Raw genomic sequence first — 25,068 nt, 5'->3', positions numbered from 1 at the left:
TTGACAACCACAAACAGATTGTGATCAATTGCGTAATGTGAAAATCAATGTTCTTGGTAATGAGCAATCTATTGCCCTTGCTTCCCAATAGCAAGGGTCAATAGCACCAATGTATTCTATATTACCTAGGATGTTCAGTTAATTCAGACTGGGCTTGGGTGGTCGTGGCTGTACAAACCACATTAAGACCACTCAACTCGCCTGGGGAAGAATTTATGCCGTGGAAAACGTTTTCCCCATCTTCTCTGATGGTTCACCGTACCGGTTCAAAGTCATAGCCAGTCCGGGAACGGTTACCGGTAACTACTTTTACTAGTTGCACAGGCGCAGAGCGATCGCCTGAAGGTAAAAATCGAATCGCACCAGAAGCCCCAGTAGGAGAAAAATCAGAAGCGGTGAGTGCTTGTTGTATCCCCGAACGTGTAGGATTTCTTTCTAATGCGGCAATCAGGGCTACAGTGGCATCATAAGCCAAGGCAGTTCGCCAACTAACATCAGCACCCCACAAATCCCTCGACTTTTGGGGAAAATCTGACTGGCGATCGCCTAAAATATGCCAGGGAACTGCTACCACCATCCCCAAGGCTGCCTCTCCCACCACTTCTAATGTTTTAATATTATAAATAGCATCTCCCCCCAGTACATTTAACCGTTTCTGGTTCAGTTGAACCACTTGCAGTGCTTTATCTAAACTTTCAGTGTCAGTTGCTAACATCAACACTTCTGCACTTTCCCCAGTAGCCTCTTGTAGGCTTTTAGCCGCACTAAAATTTCCCAGCGACACGTCAAACTCACCTGATACTCGTCCACCCTCCAACAACACAGATGATACAAACTCCGACTTTAAAGACTGGCTGTAATTACTCCGGGAATTAAAGAAAACCGCCGCTTGTCTTTTCTGCAAGTTTTTGACCATATAATTAGCCAAGCTCCTAGCTGCGATAAAATCACTAGGTACTGTGCGGAAAATATAGGGGCTAAAGTTAGAAATTTTCACCGAAGTGCTAATAGGAGTAATGGCTACCAGTTTCCCCGCATCATAAATAGTACCTGCCGCTAAGGTAGTGTCACTGCTATAAGGACCAACTACCCCCAATACATCGGGATTTTTAACTAGGCTAGCAGCAATTTGTTGAGCAATCTCAGGATTATTATCATCATTGGCTATCCCTACCTTTAAAGGTACGCCTTTAATACCCCCGGAGGTATTCACCTCATTTTGGGCTTGAGCGATACCGCGTAGAATCTCCAGGGAAACATTAGGATTATTACCTATAGGTACTGAGGCGACAACACTATAGCTTTTAGCAGCACCAATGCGGGCATTATTTAAATATATCAGTGCCTGGGGGTCATTACGCTTCAGTTTTAAAGATGTTTCTAAACTAGCAATAGCTTGGGTATAATTTTTCTCACTTATTGCTTGTACTCCCGCTTTTTTGTCAGGAGTCACTTCGCCAGTGTTCAAAATTCTTTCTCCAAAACTAATCCGCTCTGCACCGGGTTGATTTTGGGGAAATCTGATTATGTCAAAAAACCACAAAATACCACCTAATAAGCCCAATGTGATCAGCAGGGAAAAAACAAGTAGGGTAGTTTCATTTTTCTGGGACATAATTAAGAATTGGGGTTGATTTATAAATTTATTTATGCGTCGCGGTGAGTAATGCTGAAAGAAACTGGATGTGTAGGTGTTTTAATTCTTGTTAAATATTAAAGATAATATTTGATAAATAATTCGATATATAGATGTAACTGCAATAGTTGCTAAACCACCAGCAACCGCTAGCAAGATTATTTGTGAAATGGCAATTCCCCCTTGTAAAAACGGAACAAAAATAATCACTGCTAAGGTAATTACCGGAATCAATAATAAATCAAACTTTTCAATCCACCGTCTAGTTTGGGCGAATATTATTATACCTAAGAGCAAAGCACAAATCACCCCAGTGATTACAGCACTGCCCAATAAACTATTCAGAGCGATCGCTATTAATGCACCCTCAAACCCGCTAAAAGCTGCTCCACCCAATAATTCCCACGTAGAAAAACTGGGCTGAGGTTTTGTTTTGGCTGGTTGAGATTTGGGTGTAACAATTGGGGTAATTGATGGTTGAGAAAGAGCTATAATTACTTCATTGGCCGAATGAAAGCGTTGATTAGCAGCAGGTAAGAGCATTTTATCTAAAATATCAGCCAGGCGAGGACTGACCTTAACTAAAGAGCGCCATTGCCACTGATTAGTATAGGTATCAAACAGTTGATTTGCTTCTTTACCTGTCAGCAAGTTCAGGATGGTGACCGCCAAAGCGTATAGGTCTGTAGACGGGAAGACCTGGTTACCGGCCATTTGCTCAGGTGGTGCAAATCCCATGGAATAAATACCAGTGGAAGCATTAGAGCCTTCAGTAGCATTTGTTACCTGCTTTACAGCCCCAAAATCCAGGAGAAAGAGTTTACCATCACGACGACGCATGATATTAGAAGGTTTAATATCTCTGTGAATGATACTTCTATCATGTACGAACTGTAAAACCTTGAGAATTTCTTGGAGTATTTCTAAAACTTCTGGTTCAGAAAATTTACCCTTCTGATCCAATTCTTCTTCTAAATTTTGTCCATCAATGTATTCTTGTACCAAGTAAAAAAACTGCTCTTGGTGTCCTCCTTGCCAACTATTAACTATTACCGGGAAAAAAGCAAATAAATCAGGTATTTGCTCGTGTCCACTACCTATTTGGGCTAGAACTTCTGCTTCTCTCTCAAATAACTTTTGTGCTTTTTGCAATTGAGTAGGTGATAAACTTCCTGCGGGCTGGAACTGCTTGACTACGCATTGACGCATTCCTGGTATGCGGCGATCTATTGCTAAAAATGCTGTACCAAATCCCCCTCTTCCCAGTAACTTAACTGGCACATATCGACCATCTAGGAGTAAGGGCATACCGCAGGTAGTACAATATTTTTGTTGCGTTGTTTTCAGGGTGTTAATATCGTCCAAATCCGCAAAGTAGTTTTGTGGGCGAGGGCAAGTCGGACGAGTACAGTAAACTTTCATTTTTATCATTGTCATGCCATCAATAAATAAATCGATTTACTTGCTCTCAACCATAAATTATAATTTTCCCACCAATAAATTAAGGAAAATTACATCCCCAAACTAAAAATACTGATGACAAGAGACTAATAACTAGATTTTAAACTGGTTCAGAATCAGAGTTAATATTGACTCCATCCAGTGTATTTACCCCTAACTTAGGTTGTGATATTTTCAACATATCTTTATTCCATTCTGGAGTAGCAAACTGAGGTAAAATTTCTTGACTAAAGGCTTCTGCAGCCTTAGAACGATAGCGATTAGGATTAAAAATCAACCAGAGGTTTCGCTTGACGACGACACCTTCAATGCAGGTAGATTTTAATACACCCATTTGTAATTCTTTGGCGATGGCTGAGGTGGAGACAAAGGCAGCACCCAAGCCTGATTGCACGGCATTTTTGATGGCTTCTATGGAATTTAGTTCCATTTCAAACTTAAACCGTCTGGTATCAATATCACACCTTACCAGTACCTGATCAATGACTTTGCGAATAGTTGATTGGGAGTCTAGAGCAATGAATTGTAGTTTATATAGGTCTTCTTTTTGAATTTTTTCCTGTTTAGCAAAGGGATGAAATATTGGTAAAATCAGTGCTAGTTCATCCTCAGCGTAGGGCATAATTACCAAAGATTCTGCTAACTCAGCCGGAACTTCACCACCAATAATCGCTAGATCAATTTGTCCATTAGCGACACTCCAGGCGGTGCGCCGGGTAGAGTGGACATGTAATTGCACTGATACATCTGGATATTTTTGGCGGAACATACCGATCATTTTTGGTAAAAGATAAGTTCCGGTGGTTTGAGAAGCGCCAACAATTAAAGTACCGCCTTGGAGGTTTTGTAAATCTTCCACAGCGCGGCAGGTTTCTTGACACAAACTCAGGATTTTCTCACCATAGCTCAAGAGTAGATGTCCAGCTTCGGTTAATTGTGCGCGACGACCTCCACGGTCAAATAAAGGTACATCCAGCTGTCGTTCTAAATTTTGGACTTGTAAACTCACCGCAGGTTGCGAGACGTAAAGACTATCAGCAGCACGCTTAAAGCTCCCTTCTGCGGCGATCGCTTTCAGGATACGTAACTGATCTAAAGTGAAAGGAAGGTCAGACATAAGGCTCAACCCACAATTTTAAAAGGAGCAGCTTGGTGAACAAAGCAAACTGCTACGTAGTTTTTCTGCCCACTAGGGGCGTGATCTGTAGCAGAAATAAATAATTGGTGACAATTGACTAGTGAATCAAGTTTTCCAGCTTGTCACCCTCCCTTGTTTTGTTACATCTTCAAGAAGGCTTGACTCGAAAAAGACAGTACCACAACACCCTGAGTAAAGTCTCCTGTGGAAAATTTTGTGGTATTGGTTGTACTGAGTTAACTTTTTGTTAAATTACTTCACCTATGTATACAATGCTAAATTCTTGGCTTACTCCCAGTCATTTGGTCATGTTGGGATTACAATTAGCTTTCGCGATCGCTCACAGTGGGGGAGCGGCCCTCCGTCCTTGGGCAGAAAAACACATCGGACCGAGGCTTTATCGCATTTGTTTTGCATTAATTAGTTTACCCTTAGCTGTAATCTTAATTATTTACTTTTTCAATCATCGGTATGACGGTTTGCAACTGTGGCTAGTACAGGCAGTACCGGGAGTAAGGCTAGGAGTTTGGGTATTATCAGCGATTTCCTTTTTCTTTTTGTATCCTGCTACCTTCAATTTACTAGAAATCGCCGCCATTCAAAAGCCCCAAGTTCACCTTTACGAGACAGGAATTATTCGTATTACCCGCCATCCCCAGATGGTAGGGCAAATTATCTGGTGTTTAGCTCATACCCTCTGGCTAGGAACTAGCTTTACCTTGCTTACTTCCCTGGGCTTAATCTTGCATCACTTGTTTGGTGTTTGGCATGGCGATCGCCGGCTGGCGGCACGCTATGGTGAAGCCTTTGAAGTCGTCAAACAACGGACATCAATTATTCCTTTCCGAGCAATTATTGATGGTCGTCAATCTATCAAATGGCAGGAGTTTCTCCGCCCTGCTTACTTAGGAGTAGCAATTTTTATAGCTCTGCTCTCTTGGGCTCACCCCCTGTTACTGGTAGCAACTAGTCGGATAGAATGGTAGTTAGAGACGATCCCCACTATCAAAATAAAATACCAGTCAATGGCAATTTCCGCCGATCAACCGCTGCCAAATCAATGTAGTATGAATTTTAATAGCTTTCAGCAGGGGGATCGCTTCGTCAGTTTGATATTTTCTCTAGGTCTTTGACAACTTAAATGCTTGTACTAGGGAAGTAATAACACAGCAGTCCAATTTCCTGGAAACAGGAAAGATGGGCAGTGGATAAGTGAAAACAGCGACAGTATCTCTGCCCTGGCTGGTGGTTACAGTGTATGTTTTTCCTAAATCCGCTTGAGGAAATAACTGCGTTGGCAATTCTTGCTCCTGATAGCTAGTTTAATATCAAAACCTTATAATTTTAGAGGCGTCATGGTGTTGTCGGTTAGTGAGCGGACATTTACACAAGAAGTTTTACAATCTCCCATTCCTGTTTTAGTGAATTTTGAAGCACCGTGGTGCAGCTTGTGTCGCCTGATTCACCCTCTGTTGTTGCAATTTAATGCTCAATGTGGTGAGCAAATCAAGTTAGTAGGGGTTAACGCCGATAATAATTTTAAACTGGCTAATACTTATAGACTCAGGACACTGCCAACTTTGCTGTTAGTGGAAAATGGCATAATTCGGCATCGTCTAGAAGGTTTTAGTAGTAAAGAGGATTTACGTCTGGCTTTAGAAGAAATTAAGCTCACTTATAATAACCGTTCTAGAACATACCATGCCGTGACCACAGCAGACATGGAATGTCGCTCGGCTTGACGCTCTACCCGGCTAGAAGCCGGGATATTCACCACCAGGTACTCTAGTGCCATTGTTGTTATCTTGGAACAACAGATCCAACTGAGTTTCCAAGTTCCCAGGCGCACCACGTTTGCTCTCATGAGCGTGGTGTTGTCTGCTCACAAACCCTGTTGATTCAGGGTTGGGCGTTTGAAACAGTAATAGCGCCTAGGGTTCCGAGAAGTCCAACAAAACAGAGTCGATGCAGATTAAGTATGATTGGTGTTCTTCAACCTTTAAATAGTGGAATTTGATTTCTGTAGCCTTTAACTTTGAAGAATGCTTTATTTAAAACTGTGTGGGGAGAATTTCAGTCATCTGTGGCTCAAAATCCTAAAATTAAGAAAAATGGTAATTAGCTAAATTCAACAAATTTTTAGATAAACAAGGTAGACGATAAATAGATTAGTAATCCAAAGACTCTATGATTGTCGAATAATTTGATAAACAAGGATATTCCATCGTTAATTGGGACTTTTAGGGCAAATATACCCTTTAGGTTACCTCGAATGTCAAAAATCTGTGGATTGTCTGCATTTACGTAGTTTCAGCCAGGCTAATTATCTGCTAACTGCGTAAGTGTTCCTAAAGTTGAGGAAAATAATATTACAATTTATCATGTTTTAGATGAGAAGATTTACTGTTTGTCAGCTTGATCAGAAGGAGTTGACAGACAAAACACTGTTGTAAAATAGACATAAGTAATGATTTGGGGGGCCATTTACTGGTCAGGAACGCCTATAGAAACTATTTTTGGAAATCTTCAAGGTCTTAAATCCAGTCAGATGAAGCAACTACAGCGACTGTACCACCAGCGCATCCCAGGCGATCGCATTACTACGCCTGAATTTTCCCAGCGTCTGGCTGCTATCAGCACAGAAATCAATCAGCCTGTATGTGCTTACCTCAACCGTCGGGGACAAGTGATGCGTGTAGGGGTAGGTACACCCCGTCAAACGCAAATCCCACCGTTAGAATTACCCCGTTACGGTGCAGAGCGTCTGAGCGGTATTCGTTGTATCGCCACCCATCTCAAGGCAGAACCCCCGAATGAGTCGGCTTTGACGGCTATGGCACTGCAACGCTTAGATGCTCTTGTGGTGCTAAATATTAGTAGTACAGGATTTACAAAGCGCGGAGGCGGCTCCACGGGGTACGTCAAGGAAAGTTATTTAGCTCATTTAGTATCCAATACTAAACAGCTAGTCTCAACTCAGCTGGGGACAAAGGTAAATTTAGTGGCTCCCGACTCGGGACTTTACTCTAGCGTATCCCCACCTATGAGTTTAGATATGCTGTCAGAGCAGGATTTTATCGACTTAGTGGACAGTGTGGAAGCCGAATTCCAACGGGAATTTGTGGCCACGGAAGTAGCTGCTGACCATGATCGCGTCGTCATAGTTGGTATTATTACTGACACTGAAAGTAGTCAAAGATTCCAAGATACCATAATGGAATTAGCCAGGTTAGTACATACAGCAGGGGGAGAAGTATTACAGACACTACAACAAAAGCGATCGCGGATTCATCCACAAACAGTAGTGGGTGAGGGTAAGGTGGAAGAAATCGCCCTTACCGCCCAAACCCTGGGAGCTAATCTGATTGTTTTTGACCGTGACCTCTCACCCGCCCAAGTGCGTAACTTGGAAAGGAAAATTGGTGTCCGGGTAGTTGACCGCACTGAGGTAATTTTAGATATCTTTGCTCAACGCGCCCAGTCTCGCGCGGGTAAATTACAAGTCGAACTCGCACAGTTAGGGTATATGATGCCTAGACTCAGTGGTAGAGGTCTGGCTATGTCGCGGTTAGGTGGTGGGATTGGCACCCGTGGACCGGGTGAAACTAAACTGGAAACAGAACGGCGCGCTATTCAAAAACGGATTTCTCGACTGCAACAAGAAGTCAACCAGTTACAAGCCCATCGCTCCCGGTTACGCCTAAGACGGCAAAATCAGGAAGTTCCCTCTGTGGCTTTAGTGGGCTATACCAACGCCGGTAAATCCACTTTGCTTAATGCTCTCACCAACGCGGAAGTTTACACCGCTGACCAGTTGTTTGCTACTCTTGACCCCACCACCCGCCGCCTAGTAATTGCCGATGGTGACCGTGGTGGAACTCAAGAAATTCTACTCACAGATACAGTAGGTTTTATACACGAACTCCCAGCCTCTCTAATGGATGCCTTTCGTGCCACCTTAGAGGAAGTCACAGAAGCCGATGCTCTACTGCATTTGGTTGATTTATCTCATCCTGCTTGGTTGAGTCATATTCGCTCAGTTAGGGAAATTTTGGCACAAATGCCAGTTACTCCAGGCCCTGCACTGGTTGTTTTTAACAAAATTGACCAAGCAGATAGCGCCACCTTGGCTTTAGCTCGAGAGGAGTTTCCCCTGGCTGTGTTTATTTCCGCCAGTCAGCGATTAGGTTTAGAAACCCTGCGTCAACGTCTGACCCAACTGGTCAAATATGTTGTTGACACTCGGTGACTTGAATCGCCGTGATGGCTGTAAGAACCCCCCGGATAGAAGCGGGGGGATTAAAGGCATTAAAAAGGCATTAAAATTAAGAAGTATTAAATTTAATTGAGGATTTTATGGCTGCCAAAGTTGAAATTTACACTTGGAGCACCTGCCCATTTTGCATCCGTGCTAAGAGTTTGTTGACTAAAAAAGGTGTTGATTTTGCTGAATATTGCATTGATGGAGATGAAGAAGCACGGTCTCAAATGTCAGTAAGATCTCAGGGGAGACGCTCAGTACCACAAATTTTTATTAATGATTCCCATGTTGGTGGTTGTGATGATATTCACGCTTTAGAACGTCAAGGTAAGCTGGATGAATTATTAGCTTCTGATGTCTAGATTAACCCAATATTGAGATTAAGATTAGACATATCTAACAAATCACCTAGAGACGTGAGGTCTCACGTCTCTGGAGGTCTGGGAGAAAAAAGTATATTTACCGGCTTAGTTTGCTCAATAATTTAACTCTAAATGCGGACAAAAACTGGAAAAATCCCTTTCATGGTTAACTATCACGGCGAATCAAGCCGTTGGCACTTCCTCCACTGTCTAAAGCCGATTGGCTTCCGTGCCTTTCGGGGATTTTCTTGTGAATCATGTCAGATATTGCACATTTTTTGATATCAGGCATACTATACATGGCCAGTTGTTCCAAATCTGGTATATTTAACCAAACCTGCCACTGACATAATTTCGGGTATCTTCTTGTTGGGGGTCATTGAAGATGGCTTCTGTAGAACTATATTCTACTAGATAACCACTGCGACCACCTTCCACAACCTGAACGTTGAAAAAAGCTGTCTGATCAGACACCCGTGCTGCCTGTTGCATATTATGGGTGACGATGACAATGGTATATTTTTCTTTGAGTTGGTGAATTAGTTCTTCCACCCGCAATGTAGAAACTGGGTCTAAGGCAGAACAGGGTTCATCCATGAGAATAATTTCCGGTTGCACTGCGATCGCTCTAGCGATACACAAGCGTTGCTGTTGTCCGCCGGATAAAGATGTGCCACTTTGTCGTAGTTTATCTTTGACCTCATCCCACAAAGCAGCTTGTCTGAGACTGCGTTCGACTAATTCATCCATATTCCCTTGATAGCCATTGATTTTGGCTCCAAAAGTAATATTCTCATAAATTGATTTAGGAAAGGGATTTGGTCGTTGAAATACCATCCCAATTCGGCGGCGCACCTGTACAGGGTCGATGTTGGGTGCATACAAATTGTGATCGTAAAAATAAACTTTGCCTTCTGCTCGAAAGGAATCGATGACGTCATTGAGACGGTTATAGCATCGCAGCAATGTACTTTTACCGCAGCCAGACGGACCAATAAAAGCTGTCACCTGATTTTTCGGGATGTCCAGCCAAATATTTCGCAAAGCCAAAAAATTACCGTAGTACACATTCAGATTCTCTGTGCGTAAAACAGTTTCAGTGTCATTCACTGTAGTAGTGTTAGTAGGCATAATAATAGTGTATTGTGGATTTTTGCCCCAGAGAATCTTTCTCTGGTGGTTCCTTAGCCAAAACGACCACTCACATAATCGCGAGTACGCTGATCCTGGGGACTGGAAAAAATTCTCTCGGTGGTATCTACCTCTACCAGATACCCGACGCGATTTCCCCCTTCCAGGGCTTCGGCATTAAAGAAAGCAGTATAATCTGCAACCCTAGAAGCCTGCTGCATGTTATGGGTGACAATGACAATAGTGTAATGCTGTTTGAGATCAAGCATTAACTCCTCAATCCGCATCGTCGATATAGGATCAAGAGCCGAGCAAGGTTCATCCATCAAAATCACATCCGGCTGAACCGCAATAGCGCGAGCAATACACAAACGCTGCTGTTGTCCCCCTGAAAGAGAAGTCCCCAACTTGTGGAGATTGTCTTTAACCTCATCCCAGAGGGCTGCACGGCGGAGGGAATTTTCAACAATCTCATCCATATTTCCCTTAATGCCATTCACCCGCAAACCATAGGCTACATTGTCATAAATCGTCTTCGGGAAAGGATTAGGCTGCTGAAATACCATACCCACCCTGCGGCGGACTACCACCGGGTCAACTGTAGCACCGTAGAGATTTTGTCCTCGGTAAGTAAGGTATCCCTTCACCTTCGCACCCGGAATCAAGGCGTTAGTCCGATTGAAACAACGCAGGAGAGTACTTTTACCACAGCCCGAAGGACCAATTAAAGCGGTAATTTTGCCCTCCAGAATATCCATTGTCACATACTGAAGGGCGATCGCACCCCCATAGTAAACCGATAAATCCTTGACCTCAAAAATGCGCCTACTATCAACGGGACTGCTATTACTAATTTTCTTTTCCATAGTATTCTCAATGTAGAGTGTATAGAAATTGGCTGAGTTTGCAGCCAAAAGAATTGAATTCCCTGATCTTATAACTTCTTCTGCCGACTCAAGTACCGAGCCAAAATACTAAACAACAGCACAATTGACAATAACATCAAGGCGGCGGCCCAAGCCAAACTCTGGGAAGCCTTATAGGGAATAATCGAGAAAAAGTAAATTAACACTGGTAAGGTTGCCACAGGTTCCCAAACATTAGTGGCCCAGAAATTATTGTTAAAAGAGGTGAACAGCAAGGGAGCCGCTTCTCCGGCAGCCCGGGCAACAGATAAAACTATACCAGTAATAATTGAAGTCAGAGCTGCTGGTAAGACAATCTGGACAATGGTTTCAAATTTTGTCGCCCCAATACCCATTGCAGCCAAACGCAACTCATTAGGCACTAATAACAAAGCCTCTTCTGTAGACCGAATAATAATAGGCAGCATTAACACCGCCAAAGCCACCCCACCGGAAAAAGCCGAAAATGACCCTAATGGCATCACCACAATTGCATAGGCGAATAAGCCACACAAAATAGCGGGGACACCGGTGAGTACATTACAGGAAAACTTCACCAAGTAGGCCAACCGAGTTCCCCGACCAAACTCAGCTAAGTAAATAGCCGCAATCACACCAAAAGGAACTGAAATCAATGTACCAATACCCAGAGTCATTAAAGTTCCAATAATGGCATGACCAAAGCCACCCTCAGATAAACCAGGAGGCGGGGGGAGCTTAGTAAAAATATCTGGAAATATTATGGAATTAATCCCCTTTTGAAACACACTCGCCAGCACCCAAATTAGAGGGATAATTACCGCCGCGGCAAACACCATAGTTAAAATGGTCAACACCCGCCCCATGATCCGGCGATGGGGTGCCATGGTTTTCTCACTGATATCAAAACCACTGTCCGTGGCCGATGCCACGCTATCGCTATCATACCCAAAGGAATACTGATTATCTGGAGTACCCATAATTTAATTGATATTTCGTAAACTTAATCTTGCATACACTCGTACTCAAAACTGGGGAAAAGGCGTGATATTTTACTCAATATTTTGGAATCGACGAATAATCATCTCAGCTAAAATATTCACTACTAAAGATAAAAGCATTAGCACTACGCCAGCGTACATTAAAGCCGCAACTTGAGTGCGTCCCGCTTCTCCAAATTGGGAAGCAATCAAACCTGTGATCGTCGATCCGGGTTGCAGCCATGATATGTTAATGCGGTTGGCGTTACCAACGAGCATAGCCGCCACCATGGTTTCCCCCATGGCTCGACCCATAGCCAACATCACAGAACTGATAATGCCAGATAACCCTGCGGGAATCAGCACTCTGAGAATTGTTTCCCAACGGGTTGCTCCCAAAGCTAAGGAACCATTGCGGAGATTACTGGGTAGGACTTCAAAGGTGCTCCGGGTAATAGAGATGATAATGGGCACAATCATAATTGCCAGTACCAAGCCCACAATCAGCAGACTATTGCCAAAAACAGAATCGCCACCGAAAAAAGGAATCCAGCCGAAGTACGTGTTAAGGAAGGTAAAAATAGGTCTGATAGCAGGAATGAGGACAAAAATACCCCAAATTCCCAACACCACGCTGGGAATAGCGACGATCAGTTCAATGGCAAAAGCAATGGGAGTTGTTACCCATTTAGGCGCAAATCCTTCTGTTAAAAAGATGGCTACTCCGATGCCCAAGGGGATAGCAATTGACAGGGCAATCAAGGCAGTGACTAAAGTTCCATATATCTGAGGTAGTACCCCATAAACGTTGGTGACAGGGTTCCAGGTTGTACCGACTAAAAAACCCAGACCAAATTTTTCAATGGCTGGTGTAGCTGCTATAGCGGTCTGTATGATTACCCATAGTAAAACTGCTCCGGCACTGATGGCTAGTATCAGGGTTAGTCCCCAAAATCCCACATCTAGAACCCTAGCGGGACTGATTTGCTTTTCCAGGCTATTCCCGGTTAATTGAGTTGATTTATCTGCCGACATCATGACTTGATTTTTGCTCTATAAGTGGTTATTGTGACATGGTGATGTCCCAACTCAGGTGTCGGGATGAATTTTGGGAGTGTTAGATGTCAAAGACACTCCCAATCATCTCGGATTATTACTTGGCGTTCACCGTGTCAAATACTGCTTTAATTCTCTGCACTAGAGGGTCAGGAATGGGGACATAAAGAAGTTCCTCCGAAAGTGCCTTGCCTTCGGGTCCCAAAGACCATTCCAAGACATTACGCATGGCTTGCCATTTAGCATCGTCCTCATACTGTCGATAGATCATCACCCAAGCTAGACCGACTATAGGGTAGGAATCAACACCCGAAGGGTCTGGAACTAGGAGCGCGAAATCATCGGGTACCGGCTCATCTAGTAGAGCTTTGGCTGCTGCTTCTGGAGATGGGGCTATAAAGTTTCCAGCTTTGTTTTCAATTAAGGCGGAATTGATTTTGTTTAGGGCAGCATAGGCGTAGGATAAGTAACCAATGGCTCCCTCATTCTGCTGAATGGCAGCGGCTACGCCTTCGTTACCTTGTCCGCCAATTCCCACAGGCCAGTCTACTGAAGTTCCTGCCCCAGCTGTCCAGTCTGGGCAGACAGTTTTAATGTGGTTGGTAAATACGAAGGTAGTACCACTCCCATCAGACCGGTGCGCAAAGGTAATGGGTAGGTCGGGAATCTTTAAACCAGGGTTATCTGCGGCGATGGCTGGATCAGTCCATCGAGTAATTTTTCCGGTTACGATATCACAATAACTTTTGCGGGAGAGTCTCAGTTCGAGATCTTTAACTCCTGGTAAGTTATAGGAGAAGGATAAAAAGCCTCCGGTCATGGGAACTTGGATCGGATCGTAATTATGAGCTTCTTTGAAGGACTTGAGCCGACTTGCAGAGTCGGTGATGGGTGCTTCGCTGGCCCCAAAGTCTACGGTTTTATTGATGTACTGCTCCAAACCCGCCCCACTTCCTACGGACTGATAGCTCACCTGGACATTGGGGTTGACTTGGCGATTATAGGCATCAAACCACCTCTGAAAAAGAGGTGCGGGGAATGTTGCCCCGGCTCCGGTAATAGCTATTTTCTGCCCACCACCACCATCCGCTCCTGGGCTACAGGCTGTTGCTACCAACATGATTGGTAGTGAAGCGATGGCTAACACAACTTTGCGATTAAGAACCATGAAAAATACGTCCAGTTTGCGAAAGTACTACGGAGTTATATCAAAAAGACCTTGCTTCATTGGTCATGACAACATCACCGGCATCACAGTCTAGGGTTATGGCGGTAGCAATGGGATTATCTGAGTCTTGCCCCGCGCCACAAGCCCCTAAGCTAAATTACATATCTAACAGCGATGTTTTAGCTGCTAGGCGACTCTTGTTGATTACATGTAGACCTGTGAATTTTTAGTTAATTTATCCAGATGAGCGATATTAGAATACCTCTAAAAGATACGTCTGAAGGTAAACAAAAGGTTAACAAAGGCAAAATAATATATTTTTCTGATCTATTTGCTACATTGAAAATAAAAAAAATGCTACGTAATTTCTTAAATTTTATGGTATAAATTATAAATTTTCAGGAAAAACCAAACTATCCAGTATTATTTTCAGGTTCAAACATGATTTTTCCGCAATTTTTTAGCGATCGCCATTTATTCAGAAGCTAATCACCCAAAGCCTCAAACCACAGAATTCCCTTAAGAATGTCCCGCTCACCTAACGGCATAGCGGGTTAATATCAAAAATATTACTTATTAGCAGATGAAATCGCGTATAAATTTTATCCCTAAATAATATTTGGGGATATTTTTCATTGAGAATTTTCTAATTATTAAGTTCGACTTTGAAACACCCAACTTGATGTTCCTTACGCCAAGCATGAGGTGGTAAACCATGATGTTGACGAAACTGGCGGGAGAAATGGGAAACATCTTGATAACCCAATGCTCTGGCAATTTGCTCAACTGTTTGGTAATCATTTTGCAGTAAAAAACGCGCTCCTTGCATCCGGCGTTTAACAATCCAGCTATTGACAGTTTCTCCTGTCTGCTTTCCCACCTGGTTAGTCAAGTAAGCAGGTGAGTAACCAACTGCTTCAGCTACATCACACAGTGTAATTCCTTCGTGATAATGGGCTTCAATAAATTCAAAAACTTTTTTTAATTGGGGAGCACAGGGAAATATTGATTGAGGTGAGTTCAAAGCTGTGGTCTTATCTGCGGATCCTGATTTTTGAGCTTCCTGGAATTTAGCAGCACACCAAGTTTTGAGCACAGCTTGTCTTTGCAACTGGGTATTAATTGCTCTGAGTAATTCGTCTAGTGAAAAGGGTTTAGTAACATAGTCATCTGCACCTAACTCCATACCTTTGCGAATAGCCTCTCTAGTACAGCTACCCGTGATAAAAATAAAGGGAATAATTGCTGTAACAGGATCTTGACGTAGCATGGTGAGGACAGTGTAACCATCTATATCCGGCATTGTCAGATCACAAAGTACTAAATCAGGTACATACTCCTGTGCTTGTTGGATACCAGCTAAACCATTTTGAGCGTTTATAATATCAAACCCTTTAGCTTCAAGACCCTGTACATAAAGATGGCGGGTAACATGATCATCTTCAATTACCAGAATTTTTTTGACCGATTCGTACTTCATTTTATAGCAACCAAAATTATAATATTAAATGGAACATGGGGATTTTTAAATTGACAAATCTTAAATACTTAAATCAATTAACACTTATAGTAATCAAAACATTCTAATTCTCATAGAAAAGAGGCTTCTTTAACTAGTGGTAACATCACAGTAATGGTAGTACCTTTATCTACTTCGCTTTCCAGATTCACTTGACCACCATGTAAATCTACTAGCGTTTTAATAATCGATAATCCTAGTCCATTACCGGGGATATTCCCAATATTACTTCCCCTGTAGAATGCTTCAAATAATCTTTCTTTGTCTCTGGTTGGAATGCCAATTCCTTGGTCTTTTACCTGAAAAAAAATAGATTTTTCTTGGTAAGTCATAATCAAATCAATCATGCTATTCTTAGGAGAATACTTAATGGCATTTTCTAGGAGATTCTTCAATATATAATCTAATAATTTTGCATCAAAAAAAGCATTGATAAATTCAAAATTAGTCAGAAAATTTATTCTTTTTTCCATGGAAATAATGTGCATTTCCGCCACTAAATTATGACAAAATTTCACTAAATCCAGTGGTTTAGGGTCAAAATTTATTTTGCCTGATTCTGCTTGAGCAAACAACAAAGTATCATCTAACATCTGGCTGATTTGTGCGATGGCTTTTTCTATATTTTCCAGTAATGATTCTATTTTTTGCTTGGTATGCTTGTCTATTTCTTCTGCAACTAAGCTATTACAAAATGAAATAATATTTAGTGGAGTACGAAGTTGATGACAGACCATAGAAAGAAACTGCGCTCTCAGTTCGCTTATTTGTTTAGCTTGTTGTAAAGCGTTATTAAAACTTGACTCTAAATTTTTGTAATCTGTAATATCAATAGCTATGATTAATTCTTCTGGTTTTACAGGTAACTTGAAAATTCCATCAAGCTTAGTTACCACGCCAATTAGCAAGCGTTCCGTACCATCTGATGTGAGGATATTTATCTCCTGGTATTCAAAGTCAGGTAATTCTTTTTGCAAGCATAAATTTATAGGTTTTTTCCTCTTAATTATTCCGTTAAAATCAAAATTATTTAGTAGTTCCTCTTTACTATATCCAGTAAATTTTTGTACGGCAGAATTTACATAAAATATTCTGTTTCCCTGAATCAGAAAAATGTTGGCTTCTATTGTTTCTGGTAAGGTGAATAATATATTGATATTCACCGGTTTTATGCTCAAATCTATGGCTTCATCCCTCTGAGGTCGAACAACAGCACAGGCAAAAGTTTGACCTGTTTTTTTCAGGTATATAATAGAAGTTTCAACTGTAAATATGCGCTGTTGCTTATTACGATAGCGAGATTTAAACGTAAAATAATCTTCTGATTTTATTTTTGATAATCTATGGATATCAAAATCTATATCTAGATGATAAAGCCTCATTGAAAGTAATTCTTCACGGGAATAGCCAGTCATTTTGCAAATTGCATCATTGACAAAAATCAACTGGTAATTTTCTCCTAAGCAGAAAGCTGGTTCTACAGCTTGATCTATCAGGAAATAAGCAAATTTTAAATCTATTTCTGTCTGTATATTTCTGGTAAAATTTGCAAAAAATAACCTATCTTCGCTATAATCCATAAACTTAATATCTCCCTTTCATAAGTCAGAACCATAGGCATTCAAAAATCAAGATAATAGCTCTTAAAAAGACATATATTTATTGGTCTTTGGTAATAATTTAAAATTATTTCATAAAATGTGCTATTTATTTGAATTTTACTAATAACATAAAAAATTTATAAAAATAAACTTACAAGTTATGGAATTTATAAAATATGAAATCTTATAACTCCACCTTCATCGATACTTTTAAACTGAATTTAGGATAATTTTTGATTTCCATGACTCAATATCAAATACAAAATTATCTGCACTATAACTTGACAAACCACTGCTTTTATAAAAATATCAATGAGGTTATACGTGACTTTAATGTAAATGTGCTAAATTGACAAGTGACATTGAACTATTCAGCCAATAACTAATAGTTAACATCTAATTTTCACAGAATAAGCAATCTAAAAGATAACGTATATATTGATATTAGGGTTTGAATGTGTATTTAGAAATATGGGCATAGAGAGTTAACTTAATTCATAAAAACTCTGATACATGATTTACATTATTAAAGATTTAACTATATTTAAGATTATTTATTCATCTACCATGAGGAACATATCTGACGAGCAAACAATAGCCTAATATGAATTGATTTGTGATAGTCGAGACTATTTTTGCTCTAATAGACTGGAAATTTATACGTTCATCTATCTAAAGAAGTAAGAAATGATAATATATGTTTTAATTAAGCTGATAAGAATTAGTGATATTTTATATTGATCTTGTCAACCTGGACTATTAGCCGCTGTTTGCTGTTGTTGTTCACTTTCTCCCGATAATTCAATTCTGGGGCTGAGAATTTTCAGCTAAAACAAAAATCACCTCCGTGCTCACTTCCGGGTTAGTCTGTGGAGTAACTCACAAAAATACACATCTAATACTTTTTTCTGATACCTTGACTAAGGAAATCAGGAGGATAATGTTTGTCATAATAAAACATAACGACTAAGTCAGTATAAATATGTATAATTCAATACTGTCCCTAATAGTTGAATACATAAATAACTGATAAAAACATTGTTTGAGTATTTGTGCAAATAAAATGGCTGGAAGTGTAGAAAATGTGGGAACTATTCAATTACTATGGTCTATGGTTGGTTTGCTCCTCACCATGGGCGGTACTTTCCTAGAAGCCTATAGTATTGCCTTACCTTGGACTGGGAATAATCAAGGAACTGAGATTTTTTCTTTGGGTGTTACCTGTCAAGTTGGTGCGGTACTGTTAGTAGGTTGTTTAGGAGGTAAAAATGCTGGCGCACTATCGCAAATCGCCTATTTAGTCATGGGTTTAACCTTGCTACCTGTATTTGCCGATGGTGGCGGTATTGGATATGTTAAACTATCTCAGTTCGGTTATCTGTTAGGTTTTATCCCTGGAGCGTGGATTTGTGGATCTTTGGCATTTCAAGCTAGACCTAAGCTGGAAACCCTGGCTTTCAGTTGTTTGAGTGGCTTGTTAACTGTCCACTTCTGCGGTATTACTTATTTAATCATCAGTTATATTTTTCAGTGGAAAGGTACGGAAAATTTGCCTCTAATGCAAGCAATCCTTAAATATTCTTGGTTTGCACTGCCCGGTCAACTAGCTGTAGTGTGTGCTGTTACCGTAATAGCATATGTATTACGTCATTTAATGTTTTATTAGTTATGGCAGAGCTAGTACGACAGTCAAGTAAAAATCGAAAAATCCATTTATAGGCTTTTGACCAATTTGAAATGATTGGGACTAATTGTACATTTTCTCGGTAATTATATGTACTTTTATAGACAAAGAGGAGATGGTGATTTTGATATCCATTTAGTAAATACTATTTTTATTGACATTAACCTCTACTATCTCTCACGCCCTAGTTGCTAGTTTCATGCGTTTAAAAAATCATCTCTTTTGGATTACTGCCTTCATTGCTTTTTTCTTAGATCAACTAACAAAATATTGGATAGTGCAGACCTTTAGCCTGGAACAGACATTACCAATTATACCAGATGTATTCCATTTCACTTATGTTACTAATACTGGGGCAGCTTTTAGTCTGTTCAGCGGGAAAGTAGAGTGGTTAAGATGGCTATCGTTGGTCGTGAGTTTGTTATTGATAGCACTAGCATGGTTTGGCCAGAATTTAAGTCGTTGGAATCAGTTAGGCTATGGTTTGATTTTAGGCGGAGCTATGGGGAATGGTATTGATCGGTTCGCTTTGGGGTATGTGGTTGATTTCCTGGATTTTCGCTTGATTAATTTTGCCGTATTTAATATGGCAGATTCATTTATTACTATTGGTATTATTTGTCTATTAATTGCTTCTTGGGAAAAAGCACCCAGTCATAGTGACAGTTAAAGCTAATCTGAACACTTGATAAATGAAAATCAAAGTATCCCCTCAACTTCCCATGTCAGAGAGAATTTTAATGTCAATTAATCCTTAAAGATATTACCCTAATATTTTCAGAAATTATAGATAGTCAGGGAGTATGGACTCACAATATTGTATGCTTGGAAAGAGTAATGAACCCGAGTTGGTAGGTTTGATGAGTCGATATTTTCTTGGTGTAAGATTGAATTAGTAAAAACTACCTATAGCTAATTTCTGCTGTGACTGATGTGTACAATGGTGGAATATCTGTATCGAGATTGTCAAATCGCCCGAATGTTTGCCAATAATTCTGATGTAAATAGCCTATGAGTTCCCCCCAACCTCCTCATAAGCCACAAACTGTACTTGGTCAACTGACTCAAGCAGTACAGACACTTCAAGCGAGGGTTGACTTTTCCAAGTTGGCGCTGAAGCCTAATGCTAAAGTACCAGAGATATGGGTGCAGGATACGGGGGACGAACGTGAGGTATATCCCTTGTTAGGCGATCGCTATATAGTAGGTCGTAGTTCCAAATCCTGTGATATAGTCATTCGCAATCCAGTTGTCAGCCAAATTCACCTATCACTCTCACGGGATTCAACTCAACGCACCCCTGTTTTTGTCATCAAAGATGAAAACTCCACTAATGGTATTTATCTGGGGAAACGCCGAATTAATCGATTAGAACTGCGTCACGGTGACATTTTTACTTTGGGACCGCCAGAACTCGCAGCTTCAGTGCGGCTACAATACTTTGACCCAGCACCCTTGCATATAAAAGCAGCAACTTGGGCGGCCTATAGTATGGCAGGTGTGAGCGCCTTAGTGGGGTTAGTCATAGGGGTGGAATGGCTAAAATTTTCCGTCAGACCCTTACCCACTGCTAGCAGCGCCCCTATAGTGATTTATGCCCGCGATGGCTCGACACCCTTACGCGAGCCTCGGAGTACCTCTCATGTAGACCTTAAGAGTTTAGAGGACTTTGGCTATTTACCCGCAGCCATAGTGGCCTCAGAAGATAGTCGTTACTATTGGCACTTTGGCGTTGACCCTTTAGGGATTTTGCGAGCTGTGTTAGTCAATACACGCAGTGGAGATGTACAGCAGGGGGCTAGCACCATTACCCAGCAAGTGTCCCGAAGTTTGTTCCGGGACTATGTAGGCGCTCAAGACTCCTTGGGACGCAAACTGCGGGAAGCTATTGTTTCCTTGAAGCTAGAAACTTTTTACAGTAAAGATCAAATATTACTCATTTACTTAAATCGAGTATTTTTGGGGGTGGATACATCCGGTTTTGAGGATGCGGCTCGTTATTACTTTGATAAGTCAGCCAGAGAATTAACTCTCTCAGAAGCTGCAACATTAGTGGGAATTTTACCTGCTCCCAACGCTTTTAATTTTTGTGGAAATAACCCCAATAGGCTACAACTAGTTGACTATCGTAATCGCGTGATTAGGCGAATGTTGGACATGGGGAAAATTTCCGCAGAACAGGCCAATCGAGCTAGGCGCTCCCCAGTCCAGATTAACCCCAAAGTTTGCGAACGGCAAGCCAGTACCATTGCTCCTTACTTTTACCAGTATGTATTCCAGGAATTGGAATCAATCTTGGGGGTAGGAGTTGCCAGAGAAGGAAATTTTATCATTGAAACCCAGCTCGATCCCAAAATGCAAGCAGAGGCGGAAACAGCTTTGCGTAATCAAATCAATAAAGCTGGTTCTACCTTTGGCTTTTCTCAAGGAGCGATCGTTACCCTAGACACTAGAACTGGTAGTATTTTGTCGATGGTAGGCGGGACTGATTTTGGAAAAAGCCAGTTTAACCGTGCTGTTCAAGCCCAAAGACAACCGGGTTCTACTTTCAAGGTTTTCGCTTTTGCAGCCGCCCTAGAGAGGGGAATACCAGCCTCTAAAACTTATTCTTGCGCGGCTCTACCCTGGCAAGGCTTTACCTATAGGCCTTGTAGAACCGGTGCCCAGAATTCCTTAGATATGACGACTGGCTTCGCCCTGTCAGAAAATCCCATTGCTCTGCGAATTGCCAGGGAGGTGGGGCTAGATAGAGTCGTATCCACCGCCAGACGTTTAGGAGTCAAGTCATCACTCGAAGCAGTTCCCGGCTTAGTACTGGGTCAAAGTGTAGTCAATGTTTTAGAAATGACTGGTGCTTTTGGCGCCATTAGCAATCGTGGTGTTTGGAATCCACCCCACGCAATTAGCAGGATTATAGACAGTAGTGATTGTCAAAATAGTCAGGATTTAAAAACTTGTCGTGTTGTCTATTCCTTTGACGAAAATCCGGACGCTAACCAGCGAGTTTTACCCACAGGTGTAGCCGATGAAATCAACCAGATGATGCGCCAAGCAGTAACTAGCGGTACTGGACGCGCCGCGGCTATCGGACTGGGGGAAGGTGGGAAAACCGGCACCACTGATAAAAACGTTGATCTCTGGTTTATTGGTTCAATCCCCAGTCGCCGGTTTGTAACTGGCATTTGGTTGGGTAATGACAATAATTCTCCCACATCCGGCAGCAGCGGGCAAGCAGCCCAACTTTGGGGCAATTATATGAGACAAATTACCAGATAAGGAGGGGGTGAATAATCACTGATATCCCCGCCAAGGGCTAACTTGCAGAATACCATCTCTGGTAAAAACTACTTTAAATTGGGCTATTGGTTCATTTGTGAGAGAACCATTAGCGGGACTGTGCAGCAATTTGGGTAGAGGAGTTGATTCTATGCCCTCATTTGCTCCTTGATTTACCGCTTTATAACCAATGATCGCACCATCAGGATTTACACCTACTCGATAGACTAAATCTTCTCTTAATTCTGAGCGACTAGTCCAACCTAGATCAATTTGTTTATAAATTTTTCCATTCAGAAGACGTAGTTGGGATGAATTAGTAATTTCTGTAGCTGAATTTAAGAGTGCTTCTAAATCTCTGATTTTGAGTGCTGTATCCACGATTGGAGTGGCTACATTCAGGTCAGTTGCTGGGGAACTCTCTGGAGTTTGTATATTTGGGGGTGTTATGTTCTCTGATGCAGCCGAATTGGGGGTGGGTGCTATGGATACAGTCTCTTCTTGCTCCTGGGTTGCTGGTGGGCGCGTCTCAGGGGCAGGAATTAGGCTCAAAGCGATGGCGGCAACTGCTACAGTTGAAATTCCTATACTTGCCGCTACTCCCTGCTTGAGTAGAAATTCATTAGGACTACCGTAACTTCTAGGCACGGGCTGTAATTCTAATGACAACTCTGGTAGGGTTTGGCTGTCAGCAAAAAATTGATCCACAGCTTCAACCAGGTCAAATAACTGCACTGTATTCAAATCCATTTGAATGGGCGGTTGATTATAGTTAGGCTGAGACTGAAAAACATCTACAGCTATTTCAGAATGCACAATTAACCGGTGCCGATTAGTGTAAATTTTTTGTAACTCCACTAATTCTGAGTCTTGATTATGTGCTTGGGGGTTTGACACATTACTCAAAAATTCTTGAGCATAGCCACTCACAGCCCGGACTAGACTCTCAAAAAATTCTCGTCCGCCTACTAGGGGCTGACTATAGCCAGATATATAGCATTCTGCATTGACCAATATGGATAATTCTGGACGCATACCTTGATAGTATGCTGCTTTGGCTACATCACTGAAACCCTCTAACAGCAGTGTACAATTAGGTAGACTGTACTTACGTTGAATATTCATTCTACTTCACCGTCAAAAAGACTAATCCAAAATCGCTGCATTCCAGCTGTACCAGTACAAAATAGTAATTGTCCCAACAAATTGATTGCTAGTTCATCTAATTTATCGTCAGAATCTAATGCCATTACGGTAGAACGTCGGGGATTCATTCTACTTCTGAAATGTACTCGAAATCGCTCTAGGTAATTCGATAGGCGCAAATTCTGTACCAAAGGTATCTGCTTTTCACTCATTTGCTGATATGTCATCAACATTTGGCGAATGACAACGGTTAAACGCCGCGCGATGTAGCTGGCAATAACTACTAAAGCTTTTGCTTCCATGATAGTCAAGGGACGGCGAATATGAGCTCTTCGCAGTGGGTTAGAGCTCCGCATTCGCCATAGATTTACTCGGTTTTTAATAATTCCTTTCAGTTCTAACTCATCAGCAAAAGCCAGAATAGCTTCGGAGCTACCAAGTTCTAAAGCTTCAATTGCCAGTAAAATTAGATCAACTTGCAGTCGGGTTCTAGCCGGACAACCCTGTGCTGCCTTGGCGAAGCTTACCATAGGCATCGCAGGGTCTGGTAAAGTATCCAGAATCATCGGCAAGGATGGGGGGGGTGGACTATTCAATGGCGTTAAGCTGGCTGAGACATTCATTCTATAAATTACCTTGTGCAGAGCTAATAGGCAGAATAAAACTAGTACAACTAATTTAAAGGAGCTAGAACAGGCTTGAACCTGTTTCAAACTTGTTTGTAGTGCTTAAGCATTGATTACTTTTTCTGCTGTCCAAAGTTCGGTAAAAATTAGGTAAATAAATCTCTTCTTGTCAGTCAGAAACTGATTTACCGATTTTTTTGTCGGAGGTAGTTCTCTTGGAGACCGTGGCTTTGTAGAAGTCTTTATGTAAGTGGGAGTGGTATTACAGTTGCAGTATCTACCTGCTTTGTGCGGTACAGATGCCAAGTTGCTCTAAGTAACGCCATCAAAAATCACCTCCGATTTAGTTGTTTTGAGTATAGTAAAAGAATATATTATCAAAAATCAGGAAACCCCCAAAGGCTAATATATTATTGTCCCTTACCTTCCCTGGCTGTATTACCGTGTAAAATTAGCTAATCTGGCTAAATTAGAGCGTCAATGATCAGGGTATGAGATTATAGTGTAGGATTTTTCAGGGACTAGTCATGAGTCATTGGTCATTAATCCCCCTCCTACCCCCTCATAAGTGAATTTTATGGATTTAAAGTCTCTAATTCGCGATATCCCAGATTTTCCTAAACCCGGAATTTTATTTCGCGATATCACTACTTTACTGCGCGACCCAGAGGGATTGCGCTACACTATTGACTTTTTTACGGAAAAATGCATTGGTTTAGGCTTAAGAGCTGATTATGTTGTGGGTATGGAGTCCCGTGGGTTTATTTTTGGACCTCCTCTAGCTTACAAATTAGGAGCGGGTTTTATTCCGGTACGGAAGCCGGGAAAGTTACCAGGAGCAGTTCACTCAATTGAATATGAATTAGAATATGGTACAGACTGCCTGGAAATGCATCAAGACGCTTTGCATCCAAATAGTCGCGTTTTAATTGTAGATGACTTGATTGCCACAGGTGGTACGGCTAGTGCAACCGCTAAGTTGGTGCAGAAGATTGGCTGCGAATTGGTAGGGTTTGGCTTTATCATCGAGCTACAGGATTTACAAGGACGTCAACATTTACCAGATGTGCCCATTGTCTCCCTAATTGAATACTAATCATTGTTAATCTCTCCTATATCCTGAGAAATTGACTAATAAA

General features: G+C 41.5%; 22 protein-coding genes. 8 read left to right on the top strand and 14 right to left on the bottom strand.

Annotation, left to right across the window (positions count from 1 at the left end; all coding sequences use genetic code 11):
• Positions 1 to 253 precede the first annotated feature (253 nt).
• The 3 genes from NWP22_RS02205 to NWP22_RS02195 form a co-directional block, all read right to left on the bottom strand.
• Entirely contained in the window at positions 254 to 1,615 is a 1,362-nt protein-coding gene (locus NWP22_RS02205) for an ABC transporter substrate-binding protein (protein WP_271734112.1), read from the bottom strand.
• A gap of 81 nt (positions 1,616 to 1,696) precedes the next feature.
• Positions 1,697 to 3,058 (bottom strand): protein kinase domain-containing protein, encoded by a 1,362-nt coding sequence (locus NWP22_RS02200; protein ID WP_271734114.1) that lies wholly within the window; start codon positions 3,056 to 3,058, stop codon positions 1,697 to 1,699.
• Positions 3,059 to 3,197: 139 nt separating this feature from the next.
• Entirely contained in the window at positions 3,198 to 4,214 is a 1,017-nt protein-coding gene (locus NWP22_RS02195) for a LysR family transcriptional regulator (RefSeq protein WP_271734115.1), read from the bottom strand.
• Between the two features lie 293 nt (positions 4,215 to 4,507).
• Between NWP22_RS02195 and NWP22_RS02190 the strand changes: the two genes are divergently transcribed.
• Both NWP22_RS02190 and NWP22_RS02185 read left to right on the top strand, forming a co-directional pair.
• On the top strand, positions 4,508 to 5,221 hold the full coding sequence (locus NWP22_RS02190) for an NnrU family protein (protein WP_271734116.1): 714 nt from the start codon (positions 4,508 to 4,510) through the stop codon (positions 5,219 to 5,221).
• Positions 5,222 to 5,590: 369 nt separating this feature from the next.
• Complete coding sequence (locus NWP22_RS02185) at positions 5,591 to 5,977, top strand: thioredoxin family protein (RefSeq protein WP_271734117.1); 387 nt, start codon at positions 5,591 to 5,593, stop codon at positions 5,975 to 5,977.
• Between the two features lie 12 nt (positions 5,978 to 5,989).
• Here the strand turns inward: NWP22_RS02185 and NWP22_RS02180 are convergent, their stop codons facing one another.
• Entirely contained in the window at positions 5,990 to 6,121 is a 132-nt protein-coding gene (locus NWP22_RS02180) for a hypothetical protein (protein WP_271734118.1), read from the bottom strand.
• 617 nt (positions 6,122 to 6,738) lie between these two features.
• Here NWP22_RS02180 and hflX point away from each other — a divergent pair.
• Together hflX and grxC are read left to right on the top strand one after the other, a co-directional pair.
• The gene (gene hflX / locus NWP22_RS02175; protein ID WP_465248710.1) at positions 6,739 to 8,484 is read left to right on the top strand and encodes a GTPase HflX; all 1,746 of its coding nucleotides are present in this window, start codon (positions 6,739 to 6,741) and stop codon (positions 8,482 to 8,484) included.
• A gap of 107 nt (positions 8,485 to 8,591) precedes the next feature.
• Positions 8,592 to 8,858 (top strand): glutaredoxin 3, encoded by a 267-nt coding sequence (gene grxC, locus NWP22_RS02170; protein WP_271734121.1) that lies wholly within the window; start codon positions 8,592 to 8,594, stop codon positions 8,856 to 8,858.
• Between the two features lie 166 nt (positions 8,859 to 9,024).
• Here the strand turns inward: grxC and NWP22_RS02165 are convergent, their stop codons facing one another.
• The 8 genes from NWP22_RS02165 to NWP22_RS02130 all read right to left on the bottom strand — a co-directional run bounded on the left by NWP22_RS02165 (position 9,025) and on the right by NWP22_RS02130 (position 17,176).
• Complete coding sequence (locus tag NWP22_RS02165; protein ID WP_271734122.1) at positions 9,025 to 9,150, bottom strand: hypothetical protein; 126 nt, start codon at positions 9,148 to 9,150, stop codon at positions 9,025 to 9,027.
• Positions 9,151 to 9,185: 35 nt separating this feature from the next.
• The gene (gene pstB, locus NWP22_RS02160; protein ID WP_271734123.1) at positions 9,186 to 9,989 is read right to left on the bottom strand and encodes a phosphate ABC transporter ATP-binding protein PstB; all 804 of its coding nucleotides are present in this window, start codon (positions 9,987 to 9,989) and stop codon (positions 9,186 to 9,188) included.
• 53 nt (positions 9,990 to 10,042) lie between these two features.
• Positions 10,043 to 10,855 carry a phosphate ABC transporter ATP-binding protein PstB gene (gene pstB / locus NWP22_RS02155; protein WP_271734124.1) on the bottom strand — a complete coding sequence of 271 codons (813 nt, stop codon included), beginning with the start codon at positions 10,853 to 10,855 and terminating at the stop codon, positions 10,043 to 10,045.
• Positions 10,856 to 10,923: 68 nt separating this feature from the next.
• Positions 10,924 to 11,853 carry a phosphate ABC transporter permease PstA gene (gene pstA, locus NWP22_RS02150; RefSeq protein ID WP_271734125.1) on the bottom strand — a complete coding sequence of 310 codons (930 nt, stop codon included), beginning with the start codon at positions 11,851 to 11,853 and terminating at the stop codon, positions 10,924 to 10,926.
• Between the two features lie 72 nt (positions 11,854 to 11,925).
• Positions 11,926 to 12,891: a phosphate ABC transporter permease subunit PstC gene (gene pstC / locus NWP22_RS02145; protein WP_271734126.1), complete on the bottom strand. Its 966-nt coding sequence runs from the start codon at positions 12,889 to 12,891 to the stop codon at positions 11,926 to 11,928.
• 115 nt (positions 12,892 to 13,006) lie between these two features.
• Positions 13,007 to 14,077: a phosphate ABC transporter substrate-binding protein PstS gene (gene pstS / locus NWP22_RS02140; protein WP_271734127.1), complete on the bottom strand. Its 1,071-nt coding sequence runs from the start codon at positions 14,075 to 14,077 to the stop codon at positions 13,007 to 13,009.
• A 646-nt stretch (positions 14,078 to 14,723) separates the two neighbouring features.
• Complete coding sequence (locus NWP22_RS02135; protein WP_271734128.1) at positions 14,724 to 15,557, bottom strand: response regulator transcription factor; 834 nt, start codon at positions 15,555 to 15,557, stop codon at positions 14,724 to 14,726.
• A 110-nt stretch (positions 15,558 to 15,667) separates the two neighbouring features.
• Positions 15,668 to 17,176, bottom strand: coding sequence for a sensor histidine kinase (locus tag NWP22_RS02130; protein ID WP_271734129.1), 1,509 nt, complete (start codon positions 17,174 to 17,176; stop codon positions 15,668 to 15,670).
• A 1,084-nt stretch (positions 17,177 to 18,260) separates the two neighbouring features.
• Here NWP22_RS02130 and NWP22_RS02125 point away from each other — a divergent pair.
• The 3 genes from NWP22_RS02125 (at position 18,261) to NWP22_RS02115 (ending at position 22,157) form a co-directional block, all read left to right on the top strand.
• Entirely contained in the window at positions 18,261 to 18,863 is a 603-nt protein-coding gene (locus tag NWP22_RS02125; RefSeq protein ID WP_271734130.1) for a biotin transporter BioY, read from the top strand.
• Between the two features lie 217 nt (positions 18,864 to 19,080).
• Positions 19,081 to 19,551, top strand: coding sequence for a signal peptidase II (lspA, locus tag NWP22_RS02120; protein WP_271734134.1), 471 nt, complete (start codon positions 19,081 to 19,083; stop codon positions 19,549 to 19,551).
• Positions 19,552 to 19,892: 341 nt separating this feature from the next.
• A complete protein-coding gene (locus tag NWP22_RS02115; protein WP_271734132.1) occupies positions 19,893 to 22,157 on the top strand; it encodes a transglycosylase domain-containing protein in 2,265 nt (754 codons plus the stop codon).
• 15 nt (positions 22,158 to 22,172) lie between these two features.
• Here NWP22_RS02115 and NWP22_RS02110 read toward each other — a convergent pair whose 3' ends face one another.
• Positions 22,173 to 23,282 carry a DUF4335 domain-containing protein gene (locus NWP22_RS02110; RefSeq protein ID WP_334310771.1) on the bottom strand — a complete coding sequence of 370 codons (1,110 nt, stop codon included), beginning with the start codon at positions 23,280 to 23,282 and terminating at the stop codon, positions 22,173 to 22,175.
• Positions 23,279 to 23,926, bottom strand: a complete 648-nt coding sequence (locus NWP22_RS02105; protein ID WP_271734133.1) for a DUF3038 domain-containing protein — start codon at positions 23,924 to 23,926, stop codon at positions 23,279 to 23,281. Before NWP22_RS02105 ends, NWP22_RS02110 begins: the two co-directional genes overlap by 4 nt.
• A gap of 580 nt (positions 23,927 to 24,506) precedes the next feature.
• Here NWP22_RS02105 and NWP22_RS02100 point away from each other — a divergent pair.
• On the top strand, positions 24,507 to 25,025 hold the full coding sequence (locus NWP22_RS02100) for an adenine phosphoribosyltransferase (protein ID WP_271732264.1): 519 nt from the start codon (positions 24,507 to 24,509) through the stop codon (positions 25,023 to 25,025).
• Positions 25,026 to 25,068: the final 43 nt, after the last annotated feature.

The sequence above is a fragment of the Anabaenopsis tanganyikae CS-531 genome, from assembly GCF_029891675.1.
GTDB classification, from domain to species: domain Bacteria; phylum Cyanobacteriota; class Cyanobacteriia; order Cyanobacteriales; family Nostocaceae; genus Anabaenopsis; species Anabaenopsis arnoldii.
Note: the sequence above shows the minus strand (reverse complement) of the source record. Positions and strands in the feature narration are given on the sequence as shown.

Bases quoted from the DNA above. Each gene is read 5' to 3' on its own strand.
- NWP22_RS02205 (WP_271734112.1), bottom strand. From the start codon at position 1,615: ATGTCCCAGAAAAATGAAACTACCCTACTTGTTTTTTCCCTGCTGATC.
- NWP22_RS02200 (WP_271734114.1), bottom strand. From the start codon at position 3,058: ATGAAAGTTTACTGTACTCGTCCGACTTGCCCTCGCCCACAAAACTAC.
- NWP22_RS02195 (WP_271734115.1), bottom strand. From the start codon at position 4,214: ATGTCTGACCTTCCTTTCACTTTAGATCAGTTACGTATCCTGAAAGCG.
- NWP22_RS02190 (WP_271734116.1), top strand. From the start codon at position 4,508: ATGCTAAATTCTTGGCTTACTCCCAGTCATTTGGTCATGTTGGGATTA.
- NWP22_RS02185 (WP_271734117.1), top strand. From the start codon at position 5,591: ATGGTGTTGTCGGTTAGTGAGCGGACATTTACACAAGAAGTTTTACAA.
- grxC (WP_271734121.1), top strand. From the start codon at position 8,592: ATGGCTGCCAAAGTTGAAATTTACACTTGGAGCACCTGCCCATTTTGC.
- NWP22_RS02165 (WP_271734122.1), bottom strand. From the start codon at position 9,150: ATGCCTGATATCAAAAAATGTGCAATATCTGACATGATTCACAAGAAA.
- pstB (WP_271734123.1), bottom strand. From the start codon at position 9,989: ATGCCTACTAACACTACTACAGTGAATGACACTGAAACTGTTTTACGC.
- pstB (WP_271734124.1), bottom strand. From the start codon at position 10,855: ATGGAAAAGAAAATTAGTAATAGCAGTCCCGTTGATAGTAGGCGCATT.
- pstA (WP_271734125.1), bottom strand. From the start codon at position 11,853: ATGGGTACTCCAGATAATCAGTATTCCTTTGGGTATGATAGCGATAGC.
- pstC (WP_271734126.1), bottom strand. From the start codon at position 12,891: ATGATGTCGGCAGATAAATCAACTCAATTAACCGGGAATAGCCTGGAA.
- pstS (WP_271734127.1), bottom strand. From the start codon at position 14,077: ATGGTTCTTAATCGCAAAGTTGTGTTAGCCATCGCTTCACTACCAATC.
- NWP22_RS02135 (WP_271734128.1), bottom strand. From the start codon at position 15,557: ATGAAGTACGAATCGGTCAAAAAAATTCTGGTAATTGAAGATGATCAT.
- NWP22_RS02130 (WP_271734129.1), bottom strand. From the start codon at position 17,176: ATGGATTATAGCGAAGATAGGTTATTTTTTGCAAATTTTACCAGAAAT.
- NWP22_RS02125 (WP_271734130.1), top strand. From the start codon at position 18,261: ATGGCTGGAAGTGTAGAAAATGTGGGAACTATTCAATTACTATGGTCT.
- lspA (WP_271734134.1), top strand. From the start codon at position 19,081: ATGCGTTTAAAAAATCATCTCTTTTGGATTACTGCCTTCATTGCTTTT.
- NWP22_RS02115 (WP_271734132.1), top strand. From the start codon at position 19,893: ATGAGTTCCCCCCAACCTCCTCATAAGCCACAAACTGTACTTGGTCAA.
- NWP22_RS02110 (WP_334310771.1), bottom strand. From the start codon at position 23,282: ATGAATATTCAACGTAAGTACAGTCTACCTAATTGTACACTGCTGTTA.
- NWP22_RS02105 (WP_271734133.1), bottom strand. From the start codon at position 23,926: ATGAATGTCTCAGCCAGCTTAACGCCATTGAATAGTCCACCCCCCCCA.
- NWP22_RS02100 (WP_271732264.1), top strand. From the start codon at position 24,507: ATGGATTTAAAGTCTCTAATTCGCGATATCCCAGATTTTCCTAAACCC.